At 73.6% G+C, this 16185-nt stretch carries 14 protein-coding genes and 1 tRNA gene; 8 read left to right on the top strand and 7 right to left on the bottom strand.

The window, feature by feature from the left end; genetic code table 11:
- Positions 1-5: 5 nt before the first annotated feature.
- Entirely contained in the window at positions 6-797 is a 792-nt protein-coding gene (gene sepX, locus D7193_RS08080; protein ID WP_174242561.1) for a divisome protein SepX/GlpR, read from the top strand.
- A 207-nt stretch (positions 798-1004) separates the two neighbouring features.
- Positions 1005-1078, top strand: a tRNA-Ala gene (locus D7193_RS08075).
- 78 nt (positions 1079-1156) lie between these two features.
- Here the strand turns inward: D7193_RS08075 and D7193_RS08070 are convergent.
- Complete coding sequence (locus D7193_RS08070) at positions 1157-2371, bottom strand: DUF418 domain-containing protein (RefSeq protein ID WP_241562847.1); 1215 nt, start codon at positions 2369-2371, stop codon at positions 1157-1159.
- 523 nt (positions 2372-2894) lie between these two features.
- Between D7193_RS08070 and D7193_RS08065 the strand changes: the two genes are divergently transcribed.
- From D7193_RS08065 to D7193_RS08055, 3 genes are read left to right on the top strand one after another with little or no spacing between them, the layout of a single operon-like run.
- A complete protein-coding gene (locus D7193_RS08065) occupies positions 2895-3422 on the top strand; it encodes an NUDIX hydrolase (RefSeq protein ID WP_120778654.1) in 528 nt (175 codons plus the stop codon).
- A gap of 32 nt (positions 3423-3454) precedes the next feature.
- On the top strand, positions 3455-4057 hold the full coding sequence (locus D7193_RS08060; protein ID WP_206611852.1) for a GNAT family N-acetyltransferase: 603 nt from the start codon (positions 3455-3457) through the stop codon (positions 4055-4057).
- A gap of 54 nt (positions 4058-4111) precedes the next feature.
- A complete protein-coding gene (locus D7193_RS08055) occupies positions 4112-4549 on the top strand; it encodes a VOC family protein (protein WP_120778653.1) in 438 nt (145 codons plus the stop codon).
- Between the two features lie 33 nt (positions 4550-4582).
- Here D7193_RS08055 and D7193_RS08050 read toward each other — a convergent pair whose 3' ends face one another.
- A complete protein-coding gene (locus tag D7193_RS08050) occupies positions 4583-5239 on the bottom strand; it encodes a 4'-phosphopantetheinyl transferase family protein (protein ID WP_120778652.1) in 657 nt (218 codons plus the stop codon).
- Positions 5240-5447: 208 nt separating this feature from the next.
- Between D7193_RS08050 and D7193_RS08045 the strand changes: the two genes are divergently transcribed.
- On the top strand, positions 5448-5714 hold the full coding sequence (locus D7193_RS08045) for a hypothetical protein (protein WP_120778651.1): 267 nt from the start codon (positions 5448-5450) through the stop codon (positions 5712-5714).
- A 167-nt stretch (positions 5715-5881) separates the two neighbouring features.
- On the opposite strand, the gene D7193_RS08040 is transcribed toward D7193_RS08045, so the two are convergent.
- From D7193_RS08040 to D7193_RS08030, 3 genes are all read right to left on the bottom strand, one after another.
- Entirely contained in the window at positions 5882-6685 is an 804-nt protein-coding gene (locus D7193_RS08040; protein WP_120778650.1) for a peptidase, read from the bottom strand.
- 2 nt (positions 6686-6687) lie between these two features.
- Entirely contained in the window at positions 6688-8010 is a 1323-nt protein-coding gene (locus D7193_RS08035; RefSeq protein WP_120778649.1) for a VWA domain-containing protein, read from the bottom strand.
- A gap of 355 nt (positions 8011-8365) precedes the next feature.
- Complete coding sequence (locus D7193_RS08030) at positions 8366-10075, bottom strand: dolichyl-phosphate-mannose--protein mannosyltransferase (RefSeq protein ID WP_120778648.1); 1710 nt, start codon at positions 10073-10075, stop codon at positions 8366-8368.
- A 126-nt stretch (positions 10076-10201) separates the two neighbouring features.
- On the opposite strand from D7193_RS08030, the gene rsmI reads away from it, so the two are divergent.
- A complete protein-coding gene (rsmI, locus tag D7193_RS08025) occupies positions 10202-11050 on the top strand; it encodes a 16S rRNA (cytidine(1402)-2'-O)-methyltransferase (protein WP_120778647.1) in 849 nt (282 codons plus the stop codon).
- A 181-nt stretch (positions 11051-11231) separates the two neighbouring features.
- Here rsmI and D7193_RS08020 read toward each other — a convergent pair whose 3' ends face one another.
- On the bottom strand, positions 11232-12143 hold the full coding sequence (locus D7193_RS08020) for a hypothetical protein (protein ID WP_241562917.1): 912 nt from the start codon (positions 12141-12143) through the stop codon (positions 11232-11234).
- Between the two features lie 1119 nt (positions 12144-13262).
- On the opposite strand from D7193_RS08020, the gene metG reads away from it, so the two are divergent.
- Positions 13263-15065: a methionine--tRNA ligase gene (gene metG / locus D7193_RS08015; protein WP_120778646.1), complete on the top strand. Its 1803-nt coding sequence runs from the start codon at positions 13263-13265 to the stop codon at positions 15063-15065.
- Positions 15066-15179: 114 nt separating this feature from the next.
- Here the strand turns inward: metG and D7193_RS08010 are convergent, their stop codons facing one another.
- Positions 15180-16031, bottom strand: a complete 852-nt coding sequence (locus D7193_RS08010; RefSeq protein WP_120778645.1) for an alpha/beta fold hydrolase — start codon at positions 16029-16031, stop codon at positions 15180-15182.
- Between the last annotated feature and the right edge of the window lie 154 nt (positions 16032-16185).

Raw genomic sequence — 16185 nt, 5'->3', positions numbered from 1 at the left:
GAGGGGTGAGGGTGCCGACCTCGGTGCTCCTCGCCGTCCTCGCCGCCGCCGGCCTGCTCGCCCTCGCCCCGGCGCTCGTCCGCCGGTACGACGCCACCGAGCGGCTGGTGGCGGAGCGGGCGCAGTCGACGGCGCGGGTGCTCCAGCGCCAGCGCCGCCGCCGTACTGTGCCGGGACGGCGGCCGGTCCGCCCGCCACGATCGCTCGTCGTCACCCTCAGTGAGGACAAGGCTACGGGGGGTCTCAGTAGGCCCGTCTCCGCGCCGCCGGCATCGGCCCGCCGCTCGGGGCGGCTGCGCTCCGTGCCGCCCGCCCCGACCCGGGCCCGCCGCCGGCCGCCGTCGCGCCGCCACACCCCCGCCGTCTACCGGCGCCGCCGGGTGCTCGCCGCGCTGCTGCTGCTCAACGGCGTCGAGCTGATCGGCGTGATCGTGGTCGGCCCCGGCTTCTGGATCAGCTTCTCGGTCACCGGCACCCTGCTCGTCGCGTACGTCGTACACCTGCGGCAGCGCGCGATCGCCGACCAGCGGCGACGGCGGGCGCGGGCCCGGGAGGCGGCCTGGCTGGCCGCCCGGCAGGCGGAGGTGCGGCGGGAGCAGGCCCGGCGCGCGGCGGCCCGCCGGGAGGCCCAGCGCCGGTTGGCTGCCCAGCGCGAGGTGGTACGCCGGGCGGCCATGGGTCTGGACCGGCCGGCCGACCTGCCGCCCGCCGCGAACGGCGGCTCGGTCTCCTACCGCCGCGCAGGCGGCCTCCGCGGCCGCCCGTACGAAGCGGGCCGAGGCTCCCACACGGCCTGACCCGCCGGGCCTTCCCCCGTGATCTTGCACTTTCGGCCCTTGGTATGCCCCGTTGTGTCTGTTTGGTCGGGGCGGAAAATGCAAGATCGGCGGGGGAGGGGCGTGGCGTGGCGGGGTGGATTCGCTCCCGGGGGCGGGGACCTGTTAGCCTTGTCGCCGGCCCGCCCGGTGTCAGCCGGGTGGGACCGACGCCGGTTTTCCGGCGGAGGGGCTGTGGCGCAGACCGGTAGCGCACCTCGTTCGCATCGAGGGGGTCAGGGGTTCAAATCCCCTCAGCTCCACCCAGTTCGAAGGCCGTTTTCCCGCAGTGGGAAACGGCCTTTTTCGATCTTGTACGGCAGCATCTCCACCGGCACCCGTCATGCCGGGTCCGCGGCGCGCAGCCGTGGCCAGCGCTGCTCGGTCCAGGCCCGCAACAGCCACTCCATCGGTCCGTACCGGAACCGGGCCATCCACGCCGCGCTGGCGGCGAGCTGCACACAGTAGATCGCGACCGCGATGAGTACGACGACCGCCGGTGCGACGGCGCCGGCGAGGCCCAGCCCGACACCGGTGAACACCAGCACGCAGAGCAGCGACTGACCCAGGTAGTTCGACAGGGACATCCGTCCGGCCGGCGCGAGTACGGCGGCGACCCGCCGCCCCCGGTCGGTCTGGAAGAACTGGAGCAGGGTCGCGGCGTACGCGGCCGCGAGCAGCGGCGCGGTGAGCACACCCGCCGTCAGCCCGGTCAGGTTGGCGGTGCCCCCGCCCGACGCGAAGACCACCGCACCGGCGAGGCCGATCGGATAGCCCAGCTGCTGCGTCCGGCGCAGGAGCTGCCGGTTCCCGACGACGTCGGTGAGGAGCCGGCGCCGCCCGGCCGCGTAACCGAAGAGGAAGGCCGAGAGGGCGAGCGGCCCCTGCACGAGGAGGGTGCCGACCATCGCCGGCAACTGGCGTACGTGCTCGGCGATCACCGAGCCGATCCCGCCCTGTAGTGCCTCGGTGGACCGCTGCCCCGCCGCGAGTGCCGCCGCTGGATCGGCGACCATCTGGATCCCGCCCGTGGCGGCGAGCGCGAGGACGAAGCCGATCCCGCCGGTCAGCAGTACGGCGGCGCGCAGCGCGGTCCCGACGCCGACTCCCCGCATGGCGAGCAGGACCAGACCGAGCAATGCGTACGTGGCCAGGATGTCGCCCTGGAACAGCAGCACCGCATGCAGGATCCCGAGCACGAACAGCCCGGCCAGCCGTCGCCGGAACCGGGGGGCGAAATCGACGCCGCGCCGCTCGGCGGAATCGAGCTGGAGCGTGAAGCTGTAGCCGAACAGGAAGGAGAAGAGCAGGTACGCCTTCATCGCGAGGAACAGCTCGACCAGCCACCGGACCACCTCGTCGCCCCACGAGTCGTGCGCGGGATCCGGAACCAGATGGAAGGAATAGCCGGAGGCGAAGAAGGCAATGTTGACGACCAGGATGAGGAGCAGCGCCACGGCGCGTAACGCATCGACGTCGATGATCCGGGGGAGTGCCCCGGACGGCGCCCGATTCCGGGCGGGCGGGTCTTCGATGGCGAAATTCAACGTGACCACCTCCTGAACGGGCAGGGATTCGTTTCGATGACTTTCCTGCGACGCTATTGAGCGGTCTGGCCAGATGACAGCCGGTGAGCGGGAGGACCGCCGGTGGGGCAGGCCCTACCCCGGGGCCCTCTGCGATCGACGCGGTTGGCCGGCTGTTGCCACATGACTCACGGGACGCTGCGACTGGTGATCCAAGGCCACCGGCGCATGGAGGCCAACGTGCTCGAAACCGAGTCCCCGGCTCCGAATGACACGATAATTTCTCGATATGGGGATCACCGGGGGCATAGCATGCTTCTTCCTGGTAGTCGCACTCGTGGCGATCATCGCGATCTGGGGGGTTCGGTTCGGTTTCGGCCCGAAAAAGCCTCCACCGTCACCAAATGACGTTCTGGAGCCGCCAAAGGACCCGCGCGACGGTCGCTGACGCGGCGACCGACGAAACCGCCGGGCCGGGCACGCCGACGTCGGCGGCCGCCCGCGTGTCGTCCCGCTCCGCGAGGCGGGACGTGCCGGCTGGTTGAATCTCCCCATGACCGATCAGTCGCCGCTGTCCGCCGACGAACTGCTCGACATCGTCGACGAGCAGGACCGGGTGGTGGGGCAGGCGCGGCGAGGCCGGGTGTACGCCGAGCGGCTGCGGCACCGCTGCGCGTTCGTGCTGGCGCGCGACGACGAGGGCCGCGTCTTCGTGCACCGCCGTACGGACCGCAAGCTCGTCTTCCCGTCGCTGTACGACATGTTCGTGGGTGGGGTCGTCGGGACCGGTGAGTCGTACGACGAGGCGGCGCGGCGCGAGGCGGAGGAGGAGCTGGGGGTACGCGGGCTGCCGGCGCCCGTGCCGCTGTTCAAGTTCCTGTACGAGACACCGGAGCACACCTGGTGGTCCGCCGTCTACGAGGTGCGCTGCCCGCGTACGGTCGCGCCGCAGGCGGAGGAGGTCGCCTGGCACGCGTTCCTGACGGAGGACGAGCTGGACCGCCGGCTCGCCGAGTGGGAGTGGGTGCCGGACGGGTTCGAGGCGTACCGGAGGCTCCTCGCGTGGCGCGCGGCCGGCTGACGTACGACACGGCGGCGAGGACGGAGGACCCGATGGACGAGATGACCGTCGTGCCGGCCAGCGAGGCGAGCTGGGACGACCTCCGGACCGTGTTCGGCGAGCGGGGTGACGCGGCCCGCTGCCAGTGCCAGTGGTTCAAGATCCTGGGCCGGGACTGGGCGTCGGCGCCGGTCGAGGTACGCGCGGACCGGCTGCGCGAGCAGACGGGCTGTGACGACCCCGGCGCCGACCGGACCAGCGGCCTGGTCGCGTACCTGGGCGGCGAGCCGGTGGGTTGGTGCGCCGTCGAGCCGCGCAGCGAGTACCCGCGGCTGCGCCAGGCCCGCATACCGTGGGCCGGTCGCGACGAGGACCGCTCCGACCCCGGTGTGTGGGCCGTGACCTGCTTCGTGACGCGGGTCGGCTTCCGGCGTCGCGGCGTCAGCCGCGCCCTCGCCCGCGCCGCCGTCGACTTCGCCCGCGACCGGGGCGCCCGCGCCGTCGAGGGCTACCCGATGATCGTCGAGCCGGGGCGGGACATCTCCTGGGGCGAGCTGTTCGTGGGCAGCCGGAGCGTCTTCGCCGACGCCGGTTTCACCGAGGTCACCCGGCCCACGCCCCGGCGCGCGGTGATGCGGATCGATTTCGCCTCCTGACCGCCCGGCCCTGCCCGGTTGCCGGTCACCCGCATTGGGGGGCAGGCTGGTCCGATGGCCGATGCGTGGACCATGACCTTCGACAGTGCCGACCCGCCGGCCCTGGCCGCGTTCTGGAAGGCGGCGCTGGGCTACGTCGACGCCGCGCCGCCGACGGGCTTCGCCGACTGGGCGGAGTTCCTGCGCCACTACGACGTGCCGGAGGACGAGTGGGACGGTGTCGCGTCCCTGGAGGACCCGGCGGGTCGGGGACCGCGGATCTCGTTCCTCAAGGTGCCCGAGCCGAAGACCGCGAAGAACCGGATCCACCTGGACATCCAGGCCGGCGGCGGGCGCGGCGTGCCGTGGGAGGTCCGGGCGCCGAGGGTACGCGCGGCCGTCGCGCGGCTGGTCGAGGCGGGCGCCACGGTGCTGCGCGAGGACGAGGTGGACGGTCGACTCGACCACGTGGTGATGGCCGATCCGGAGGGCAACGAGTTCTGCGTGGTGTGACCGACCGGACGGGTCGACCGGGGGATCGGTGGCTCAGGCCGGCGGGAGCACCGCGGCGGTGCGGACCAGTCCGTCGGTCACGACGAAGCGACCCCGTACCGTCCTCGGTGGATCCGGGACGGGTGCCGCGTCGACGCGGGCGGGCGCGACCCGGGCGGTGAACGTGCCGGCGTCCGGGTCGAGGTCCACGAGGGCGTCGGCGAAGTCGAGCCAGGTGCCGACCACCGGGTGCCAGACCTTGTAGACGGTCTCCTTGACGCTGAACAGCACCGCCGGCCAGGAGACACCGGCCGGCAGCCGGGCGATCCGGTCGTCCTCCTCCGGCAGGCAGATCAGCCGGCGTACCCCCGGGTTGAGTTCGCGGTGCTGCTCGGCGTCCATCCCCACGGAGCGCACGTCGGCGCGACGGGCGGCGGCCGCCGCGCAGTAGCCCCGGGTATGGGTGATGGTGCCGACCACGCCGGCCGGCCAGACCGGCGCGCGGTCGGCGGCCGACGGCACCGCCGCCGGGGGCAGCCCGAGCGCGGCCATGGCCCGGCGGGCGCAGACCCGGCCCGCGGTGAAGTCGCGCCGCCGGCCCTCGACGGCCCGCTCGCTGAGGCAGGCCAACTCCTCCGCGAGCAGCCGGCCGGTCCAGTCGTCGGGCCCCGCCACGGCCACCGAGACCTCGGGCGGGAGCAGGTCACGCATCGCGGTGCCGCGCGGGACGGAGGGTCACCCGCTCGACCGTCAACTTTCTGACTGTCATAAATGCCGAAAGTACCGGAACTATGTAACACGAGCTGATTCCGGAGCGCTGATGCCCACGCGCGGCACGGGGGGTGTCGATCGCCGTGGCGATCAATCCGGGTCTGGGCGGGTGCCCGGGCCCCCTGTCAGGTACCGGAGAGGGAGTGCGATGACCGGTGGTGCGGAACGGTCCGGCCGGCGGAGCGACGAACACGCCCCGGTGACGCCCGGCTGGAGCTGCGGCTCCTGTGGTGAGGACTGGCCCTGCGCGACGAGGCGCAGCCGGCTGCTGGAGGAGTACGGCGACCGCGCCACGCTCAGCATCTATCTGGGTTCCTGCCTCGCGGCCGCCACCCAGGACCTGCACGGTTCGTCGGTGACGTCGCTCCAGGACCGGTTCATCGGCTGGCTGCCCCGGGGCCCCCGGAGCAGCTGACCCGGCTCACGCGGCCGTCCCGCCCCAGGCTCGGGGGCGGGACGGCACGCGCTGCCGACCGACGGTGGGCCCGCACCCGGCCGCGTCGGGCGACGATGGGCCCGCACCCGGCCGCGCCGGGCGGCCGTGGGCCCGTGCTCGGTCGCGCCGGGCGACGACGGGCTCGCTCAGCCGCGCCGGGGACGGCGGGTCAGCGCGAAGCCGACCACGCCGGCCACCGCGGCGAGGATGCCGCCGGCCGTCGTCCAGATCCAGCGGGACCCGAGGGCGGGCAGCGTGACGAGGTCACCCAGGCCGCGCTCGTCGTCCTCGTCGTCGACGGGGGCCGCCGCCTGCACGTCGCTGAGCACCGCGCCGGGCCGGGTGTTCGGCACGAGCGGCGTCGACAGTTCCCCGTCGTCGGCCGGGGTGCCGCCCTCGCCGTCGGTGGCGACCAGCAGCTCCACGTCCACGGGCGCGCCCAGGTCGGGCTCCGGCACGTCGACGACCGACAGCCGGACGAAGTACGTGCCGGGCAGCGGGTCGCCCGACCAGGGCTCCGCCCACGGCCGTACCTCACGCAGGGTGCAGCCGAGCGAGACGCTGCCGGCCGCCTTGTCGACGGTCGGGGTCTGCGCCCCGTCCGTGCACGCCTGGCGCCGCCGCAACCCGTCGAAGACCTCCAGGGTCCAGGTGGACGCGCCGCTGCGGTCACGCGGGAACGTGACGGTCGCTGCCACGTCGTGCACCTGACCGGCCTCCGCGGAGAACGACCAGTAGAGGTAGTCGCCCGCGGAGGCGCGGACCTGGACCGGCTGGCCGGCGGCGATCGTGGTCGAGGTGAGGAACGAGGTGCCCGCCCGGGTCACCGTCTCGGCGCCGGGCGAGGGGGTGGGTGCGCCGCTGGGTGCGGCGAGCGCCGCGGCGGGCAGCAGCGCGGGGCCGCCGGCGGCCACGAGCGCCACCACCGACCGGAGCAGAGTGGTACGCATGCTCACTTCTCCCTCCAGGTGGCCACCCACCAGCGGGTCAGCAGGCCGGTGAGCAGACCCGTGAGCAGGCCGGCCACGGTCAGCAGGGCCAGCAGCATCCAGCCCCGGCCAAGGTCCGGCCCTCGGGGCGTCGGCGACGCGGCGACCACGTCCACGGTCAGCTCGATCGGCATGCCGGGGGTCACGCCGGTGCCGGGCCGGGGAGCGAAGGAGTTGCTGACCACGATGCAGACCATTCGGGGCTGCTGCGCCGCCGCGCTGGCATCGCCGTCGCTGCTGTCGTCGCTGTTGTCGCCGTCGTCGTCGTCCTCGCTGTCGTCGTCGTCGGACCAGCGCAGCCCGGCGGAGACCACGTCGGCCCGACCGCTGCCGGCGTCCGCGCCGCGAACCAGTTCCCGGCCGTCCGGAGCGACGGCCCGCAGCAGGACGCCGTAGTCCCGGTTGACGGGGCGGTCGAGTGCCACGCTGACCGACGCGCGCAGTTCCTGACCGGGCCGGACCGCCACCCGGTACCAGCGGTGCTCCGAGAACGTCTCCCGGTCCGTGTAGACGCCGGAGGCGAGCATCGGGGCGCCGTCACAGGCGGTGGCCCCGCCCACCACGGTGGGCGTCCGGGTGTACGTCTCCCCGGCCCGTTCCACCAACTGCTTGATCCGGCCGGTCAGCTCCTCGGTGCTCTGCGCCGCCGTGTACGTACCGCCGGTCGCCCCGGCGATGCAGAGCAACTGCCGGCGTACCTTCTCGTCCGGCGCGAGACCCAGCGTGTCGACCACGAGCCGGGTGCCCTGGGCGGCCAGTTCCCGCGCGACCTGGCACGGGTCCGGCGGCGCGCAGGTGTCCTCCCCGTCGGTGATCAGGACGATCCGGCGGGTGGTGGCCCCGGTGCCGAGGTCCTTGGCGGCCTCCCGCAGGGCGAGCCCGACGGGGGTGAAGCCGGTCGGCCGCAGCGTCGCCACAGCAGCCTTCGCCTGGCCGCGGTCCACCGGGCCGACCGGCACGATCTGCTGGGTGTCCCGGCAGCCGACCTTCTTGTCCTCGCCCTGGTACGTCGCGCCGAGCACCCGGATGCCGAGTTGGGTCACCTCCGGCAGCGCGTCCACGACCTCGTTGAACGCCTGCTGGGCCACCGAGATCCGGCTGCGGCCGTCGATGTCGCGGGCGCGCATCGAGCCGCTCACGTCCAGCACCAGCTCGACCCGGGGCGGCTCGCTGGGCGCCGGCTCCGTGGGTGTCGGCTCGTCGGCCACGGCGGGCGCCGGCCCGAGCAGCGCGAAGGCCACCACCAGTCCGGTGAGGACGGTGGTGGATCGTCTTGAGTTGATCACCGGGCGAGTGTAGAGAGAATCCACTTTGGATGATCATCGGGGTGGACCCGGCGGCCGGCGTCCACGATCGCCCGTCGGCGGGCCGGCGTGATCGTCCGGCGCTCTCCGCGATAGCACCCGTGACCGTCGGTCAGCTGCTGAATCTGTCCCGTCACCAGACCGGTATCCGTCAGAAATCTGACCCAAGTTGACCCGTTGTGCCGGTGGTGCGCGGTGGTTAAGCTTCTCTTGCGCGCCCCAATCGCCCGCTTCCCCCGTGGCAGGCGATCGGGGCGCGCTTCTTCGTCCAGAGGGCCCCGCACGCGACTCGCGTGCGGGGCCCTCTGCCGTTTGACGAGGTGTCCGTGCTGCCCGGTCAGATCCAGCGACCGCCCAGCCACATCCGGGCGGACCAGTCGGCGTACGGCATCACCGTGCCCACGAAAATCGGATAGAAGTACGCGAAACAGAGAGCCACCAGCAACATGTACGCGCCCACCACGACACCGCCGACCAGACGGCGGTCGTAGCCCGGTTCGCCCGGAGCGGGCGCGCGGGCGGCGTTCGCCCCCGCCCGGGCGGGGGAGGCGACGGCGCCCAGCACGTACACCACGGCCAGGACCAGGAACGGCAGCGCCGGCGCGGTGTAGAAGGAGAACATCGTCCGGCCGTCGAGGGCGAACCAGAACCAGGGCAGCAGGCCGGCGGCCACCGACAGCAGGATCGCGCCGGCGCGCCAGTCCCGGCGGGCCAGACCCAGCCAGGTCAGCGCCACCAGGGCCGGCAGGAACGACCACCACAGCAGCGGGGTGCCGAGCAGCAGGATCTCCGCGGCACAGCTCGCCGCCCCGCACGGGCCGTCGCTCGACCAGTGGAAGGCCACGGGGCGGCCCAGCAGCAACCACTGCCACGGCCAGGACTGGTACTTGTGCGGGTCGTCGAGGCCGGTGTGGAACCCGTACGCGGCCCGGTGGTACTCGAACAGGTTGATGAGCGGCCCGATCACCGGGGTGTCGCTCAGCGGGGCGCCCGGGTAGTTCGAGGCGAGCCGGTAGTAGCCGTCGTCGGTGAGCAGCCAACCGGACCAGGTGGCCAGGTAGGTGCCGAACATCAGCACCCCGGCCAGCGCCATCCAGGGCAGCTCGTACAGGAGCGCGTCCCGCCACGGTCGCGGCGCGCCGGCCGAGTGCCGGACGCCGACCTCCCACAGGAGCACCAGCAGCGCGAACGCCGGCACGAAGTAGAGCGCGCTCCACTTCACCGCGCAGGCGCAGCCGAGCAGCACGCCGGCGGCGAGCCGCCACCACGGCCAGGTGCGCCAGCCGCCCGCCGGCCTGCCGGCCCGCCCGCCCACGGTGGGATCCAGCCCGGCGTCCAGCGCCCGGGCCCAGCGGCGTCGCCGGGCGTCCCGGTCCAGCACGATCGCGCCGAACGCGGCCAGGATGAAGAAGAGCAGGAAGATGTCGAGCAGCGCCGTCCGGGAGAGGACGAGGTGGAAGCCGTCCAGGGCGAGCAGCAGGCCGGCCGCGCAGCCGAGCGCCGTCGACCGGAACAGCCGGCGACCGATGCGGACGAGCAGCAGCACCGACAGGGTGCCGACGACCGCAGCCGAGAAGCGCCAGCCGAACTCCGGCGCCGTGGTGATCAGGTGCCCGGGCACCGAGACGTGGCTCTCCGCGTCCTGGTAGCCGAAGGCCCACTCGCCGAGCCCGATGAGCCACTTGCCCAGCGGCGGGTGCACCACGTACGACGCGTTGCCGTCCTTGTAGTTCCACTCGACGCCCCGGGAGATCAGCCCGTACGCGTCCTTCGCGTAGTACGTCTCGTCGAAGATCTTGCCCTTGGGGTCGGCCAGATCGAGGAAGCGCAGAATGCCGGCGATCAGCACCACCACGCCGGTGGCCAGCCAGGACCGGGCGTCGAGCCGGGCGTCGACCGTGGCCAGCCGCCGGCGGACCACGCCGGGCAGCCGGTCGTCGGCCGGGGCCCCGCCGGGCAGCCCGTTGTCTGCCGTGGCCGCGCCGGACACCTCCACCGACAGGTCCTCGACCGAGAGGCGGCCCTCGGCCGTACGGCCCGACGCCATCCGGCCCGCGTTCGCGCTCTGTGCTGTCGACGCACTCGTCACCCGGCGATCGTAGGCTGCGGAGGTGACCGGTGGCGCCCGTCGTCCCCGATCCCGGTATCGCTGTCGACGGAGGAGCACGGACCTGTGGGTGATATGTCGGATGTCGGGCGGCTCATCCTGCTCGGTGCACCGCTCGGCAACCCCGCCGACGCCTCCGCCCGGTTCCGGGAGGTGCTCGCCACGGCCGACGTGGTGGCCGCCGAGGACACCCGCCGGCTCACCCGCCTCGCCCGGGACCTCGGCGTCGAGGTGCCTGGCCGGATCGTCTCCTACTTCGAGGGCAACGAGGAGCGGCGTACCCCGGAACTGGTCGAGGTGATCCAGGCCGGCTACCAGGTGGCGCTGGTCACCGACGGCGGCATGCCGAGCGTCTCCGACCCCGGCTACCGGCTCGTGCGGGCCACGCTGGACGCCGGCGCCCCGGTGACCGCGGCGCCCGGCCCCAGCGCCGTCACCACCGCCCTGGCGCTCTCCGGGCTCGCCTCCGACCGGTTCTGCTTCGAGGGATTCCTGCCCCGCTCGCCGGGCGCCCGACGGTCCCGGCTACGGGCGCTCGCCGCCGAGGAACGCACCCTGGTCCTCTTCGAGGCGCCCCACCGGATCGCCGCGGCGCTGGCCGACCTGGCCGACGCGTTCGGCGCCGACCGGCCGGCCGCGCTGTGCCGCGAACTCACCAAGACGTACGAGGAGGTGCTCCGCCGCCCCCTCGGCGAGCTGGCCCGCTGGGCTGCCGAGGGGGAGCCGCGGGGCGAGATCACACTGGTCGTGGCCGGTGCGCCCGCCACCGCTCCGGAGCGCCCCGACGACGACACGCTGCGCGCCGCCGTGGCCGACCGGGAGGCGGCCGGCCTCTCCCGCCGCGACGCGGTGACCGACGTCGCCACCACGTACGGCCTACGCCGACGCGAGGTCTACGACGTAGTGCACCGCTAACAAGCCCGCCCCGCCCCGCCGCTCCTGCCCCGACTCTCCCGCCCCCCGCTCCCGGCGATCATGCAGTTGTGGTGCCCGGGCTGATGTGGTTCGTGGCTTTTATCCACCACCACAACTGCATGATCGGCGGCGACGGGGGGGCGGGGCGGGGGCGGGGAGCGGCGGCGACGGGGGGCGGAAGCTACCAGGCTGAGATCAGGAAGCCCACGGTGATCAGTGCCGGGCCGGCGAACGAGGCGCCGACCGTCCAGCGTCGGGCACGCCGCCCGGCGATGCGGGTCGCGCCGGTCCAGTGGGCGATGCCGGCCCCGCATGCGGCCACGGCGAGCAGCCCGAGCAGCCACCGCAGGTGCCGGGTGGGGCCGCTGTCGGCGTACGCCGTCGCGCCGCGGGGGCCGGTCATTTGGGCCGGAAGGGTGCTGCCGGCCTCGGTCCGGTCGGCCGGTACGCCGCTGACGCGTATCCCGTGGGCGAGGAAGCGCCCACCCTCGGCCGCGAAGATGCCCCGGCAGCGCTGGGTGAGTCCGCCCCCGTCGCAGTCGGTGATCACCACTGTCCCGCGGGTGCTGTGTCCGACGGCGATCCACAGCGGCCCGGCGCTCACCCAGGCGAAGAACACCGCCACGAGGCTCAGTGCCAGCAGCGCGGCGAGCCCGGGCAGGGGATCGGTCGGGTAGGCGGCGCGACGGGCGCGCCGGCGCCGGGCGGTACCGCGGGACGGGGGCTCCCGCTCGGGTGCCGGCTCCTCCCGGATCGGGGTGCCGTCCCAGTGCACCTCCTCGATGGGCGGCCAGAAGCTCGGGTCGTCCTCCTCCGTGGCTCCCGTGCGGATGAGGCGGTGCCAGCGGTTCGTCTGGCGTACGGGGACCCGGCGCGGCAGCGCGTCCACGGGTGCCCCGGTGGTCGGCTCCAGCTCGACGGCCGGTTCCGCCGGCTCGCTGGTCACCCCAGGCGGCGCGGCCCGGTCGGCCTGACGAGGTGCCGGGGGCCGGTCCGGAGGGGGCTCGACCTGGTCCGGCGGGAACGTGAGCCCGTCCGGTGGCGGCTTGAGCGGGTTCGGGGTCGGCGCGATCCGGTCGGGTGACGGCTCCAACCGGTCCGAGGCGGCGGGCGGCGGGGACTCCGGTGGCGGTGCCGGCTCCGACGGTGGCGGGGACTCCGGTCGCGGCGGGGACTCCGGTGGTGGCGCCGGCTCCGACGGTGGGACGGGCCGTGTGGGGCCCACGGGCTTGGTCGGCCGGGCGCCCTGGCCGGGCCGCGCCCTCCGCGCCGGTGGTGTGGTCTGGGGAGGCCGGCTGGGAGTGGGCGTCCCATCGCCCGCAGGTCCGGGGCGGCGATGCGGCGACGCGCTCGATCCGGGTCGGGCCTGCGCTGGGGGGCCGGGTGCCTGCCGGACCGGTGGGGACGTGCCGGGCCCGGACTCGGCCTGTGCGCGGGCGCCGGACTCCGGGCGGGGCTGCGGGGACGTGCCGGACCGATGCTGGGCCTGCGCAGACGCGGGCGCCGGTGGGTCGGTCCCGGGTCCGAGTCGAGGCTGTGTGGGAGGGGCGGTTGCCGGGCGGGACTGTGCGGGGGCGCTGGACGCCGGGGGAGCCGGTGGGGACGTGCCGGGGGCGGGCTGTGCCTGCCCGGGCACGGGCCGAGGCGGTGCGGAGGTGCCGGGCCCTGGGCGGGGTTGGGGAGCGACGGCGGGCCCTCGCGCCGGCCGTCCGCGCGGTGGCCCGTCCGCCCCACCGCCCACGCCGGGGCCACGGACGCCCGCCCCGGGGCCGCCTGCCCCGGGACCGCCAGCCCCGGTGATGCCGGCGCCGTTCGCCTCCGCCCCGCTTGCCGGATCCTGCCCGGCCGGGCCGTCGGCGCCGGACGCAGCGGCCCCGCCGTCGTCGATCGCCGCCCCGCCGGGGTGATCGTCCGGGTTCCGGGCCGCTCGTCTGCCAGTCACGACGTTCATTGCACACCCCGCATGGTGGCGGAGCGGCCAGCTCAGACCGCGTGTCGGCGACAAATCGGACAGAAAAGCGGAACCCTTCGCCCCGAGACGTCGGCAACGACACCAGGTCGCCGAGATGGCGGTGTCCGCCGTCCGAGGACCCCGCCAGATCGGCGACAAGGAGTCGATCAAGCGCGCCGGCCGAGGGTCCCGCCGGCACCGGCGACCCGCGGGCCCTATTGGTTCGCAGTCGGCCGGCACGGGTCATTACGCTTGCTGGTCATGAGTCACGTTCTCGCGGCGGTTGCCTGGCCCTACGCCAACGGCCCGCGCCACATCGGCCACGTCTCCGGTTTCGGCGTTCCCTCCGACGTCTTCAGCCGGTACATGCGGATGGCCGGTCACGACGTGCTCATGGTCTCCGGCACGGACGAGCACGGCACCCCGATCCAGGTGCAGGCCGACGCCGAGGGGGTCACCCCACGCGAGCTGGCCGACCGCTACAACCGGGTGATCGTGGAGGACCTGCACGGGCTCGGCCTGTCGTACGACCTCTTCACCCGTACCACCACCCGCAACCACTACGCGGTGGTGCAGGAGCTGTTCGAGGGGCTGTACCGCAACGGCTACATCGTGCCGAAGACGACGATGGGGGCGATCTCCCCGTCCACCGGCCGGACGCTGCCGGACCGCTACATCGAGGGCACCTGCCCGATCTGCGGCTACACCAGCGCCCGCGGTGACCAGTGCGACAACTGCGGCAACCAGCTCGACCCGATCGACCTCATCGACCCCAAGTCGAAGATCAACGGTGAGACGCCCGAGTTCGTCGAGACCGAGCACTTCTTCCTGGACCTGCCCGCGCTGGCCGACGTGCTGCGCCAGTGGCTGGACACCCGGGAGGGCTGGCGTCCCAACGTGCTGCGGTTCTCGAAGAACCTCCTCGACGACCTCCAGCCCCGGGCGATCACCCGCGACCTCGAGTGGGGGGTCCCGATCCCGCTGGAGGGCTGGCGCGACCGGCCGGACAAGCGGATCTACGTGTGGTTCGACGCCGTGATCGGGTACCTCTCGGCCTCGATCGAGTGGGCCCGCCGCTCCGGCGACCCGGAGGCGTGGCGCCGGTGGTGGTCCACCGACGGGGAGGGCAAGGATGCCCGCGCCTACTACTTCATGGGCAAGGACAACATCGTCTTCCACTCGGTGATCTGGCCGGCGCTGCTCGCCGGCTACTCGGGCGAGGGGCCGCGCGACGGCGAGCCGGGCGAGCTGGGCCGGCTCAACCTGCCCACCGAGGTGGTCTCCAGCGAGTACCTGACCATGGAGGGCCGGAAGTTCTCCTCGTCCCGCCGGGTCGTCATCTACGTCCGCGACTTCCTGGAGCGCTACGACGCCGACGCGCTGCGGTACTTCATCGCCGCCGCCGGCCCGGAGAGCAACGACACCGACTTCACCTGGGCGGAGTTCCTCCGCCGCAACAACGACGAGCTGGTGGCGGGCTGGGGCAACCTGGTCAACCGGTCCATCTCGATGGCGGCGAAGAACTTCGGCGCGATCCCCCCGGTCGACCCGGCGGGGCTCACCGAGGCCGACGAGGCGCTGCTCGCCACCGCCCGGGCCGGTTTCGCCACGGTGGGCGACCTGATCGGCCGCCACCGGCAGAAGCAGGCGATCGGCGAGGCCATGCGGGTGGTCGCCGAGGCGAACAGGTACCTGTCGGAGCAGGCCCCGTGGAAGCTCAAGGACGAGGCCGACAAGCCCCGCATGGGCACCATCCTGCACGTCGCCCTCCAGGTGGTCAGCGACGCCAACACGCTGCTCACCCCGTTCCTGCCGCACTCCGCGCAGAAGGTGCACGAGCTGCTCGGCGGCACCGGCGTACACGCGCCGATGCCCTCGATCGTCGAGGTGGAGGACCTGGACGGCGGGCCGTCGTACCCGGTGCTCATGGGCGACTACACGCAGGGCGCCCGCTGGGAGTCCGTACCCCTGGAGGTGGGCCGGCCGCTCGCGGCGCCGAAGCCGGTGTTCCGCAAGCTCGACCCCTCCATCGTCGACGAGGAGCTGGCCCGCCTGGCCGGCTGACCGGCGGACACGGCGGTGCGGCCCGGGGCATCCCCGGGCCGCACCCCACCGGCCGGCCGTGGGACCGGCCGTGTCAGGCCCGCGCCCCGCACCAGGCGCGGGCCGCGGATGGTCTCAGGCGCGGGCCATCGCCGGCGCGCCGATGAAGTCCATGATGGCCCTGTTGACCTCGTCGGCGTTCGTCCACGGGATGCCGTGGGGAGCGCCCTTCAGCGTGATCATCTGACTGCCGGCGAGCATCGGCTGCAACCGCTGTCCGGTCGAGGCGTACGGCAGCACGTTGTCCTTGTCGCCCTGCACGATCAGCACCGGCACGTCGATCTGCGGCAGGTCGCCCCGGAAGTCGGTCAGCCAGGCGTCCACGCTGTCGTAGCTGCCCTTCGCCGAGGCCCGCGCGCCGATGTCCCAGTGCGCCCGGTACGCCTCCTCGCTGACCAGCCTGCCCTTGTTCTCGTCCCAGTTGAAGAAGTTGTTGCAGAACTGGGTGAGGAAGGCGAACCGGTCCTGGATGATCGCGCGCTGGAAGCCGTCGAACAGGCTCTTGTCGACGCCCTCCGGGTTGTCCGACGTCTTGAGCAGGAACGGCGCCAGCGGAGCGAGCATGATGGCCCGGCTCACCCGCTGCGACCCGTACGCGCCGAGGTAGCGGGTCACCTCGCCGGTGCCCATCGAGTGGCCGATCAGGATCACGTCGCGCAGATCCAGCTCGGACAGCAGCACGTCGAGGTCGGCGGCGAACGTGTCGTAGTCGTACCCGAACGTCGGCTGCGCCGAGTTGCCGAAGCCCCGCCGGTCGTAGGTGATCACCCGGTAGCCGGCGTTCAACAGTGGCATGGCCTGCTTCTCCCAGGTCGCGCCGTTGAACGGGAACCCGTGGATCAGCACGATCGGCTGCCCGGAGCCGTGGTCCTCGTAGTACAGGTCGATGGGCGCGGAGTTCTCCGTACCCACGGTGATGAAGGGCATGCTCTTCTCCTGAAGTCGGGCTCGGTTCTCTCCTCGCCCGGCGCATTCCCGCCCGATCCGCCGATATGCCCGGCGGACACCGCCGCCTCGCCGCCACGACCTCGCCGCGCCCATGAGCCGCCGCCGCGCCCCACCGCCGCCGGCGGGTCACCGC

This window comes from Micromonospora costi (genome assembly GCF_003626655.1).
In the GTDB taxonomy this organism is placed as follows: Bacteria; Actinomycetota; Actinomycetes; order Mycobacteriales; family Micromonosporaceae; genus Micromonospora; species Micromonospora costi.
Note: the sequence above shows the minus strand (reverse complement) of the source record. Positions and strands in the feature narration are given on the sequence as shown.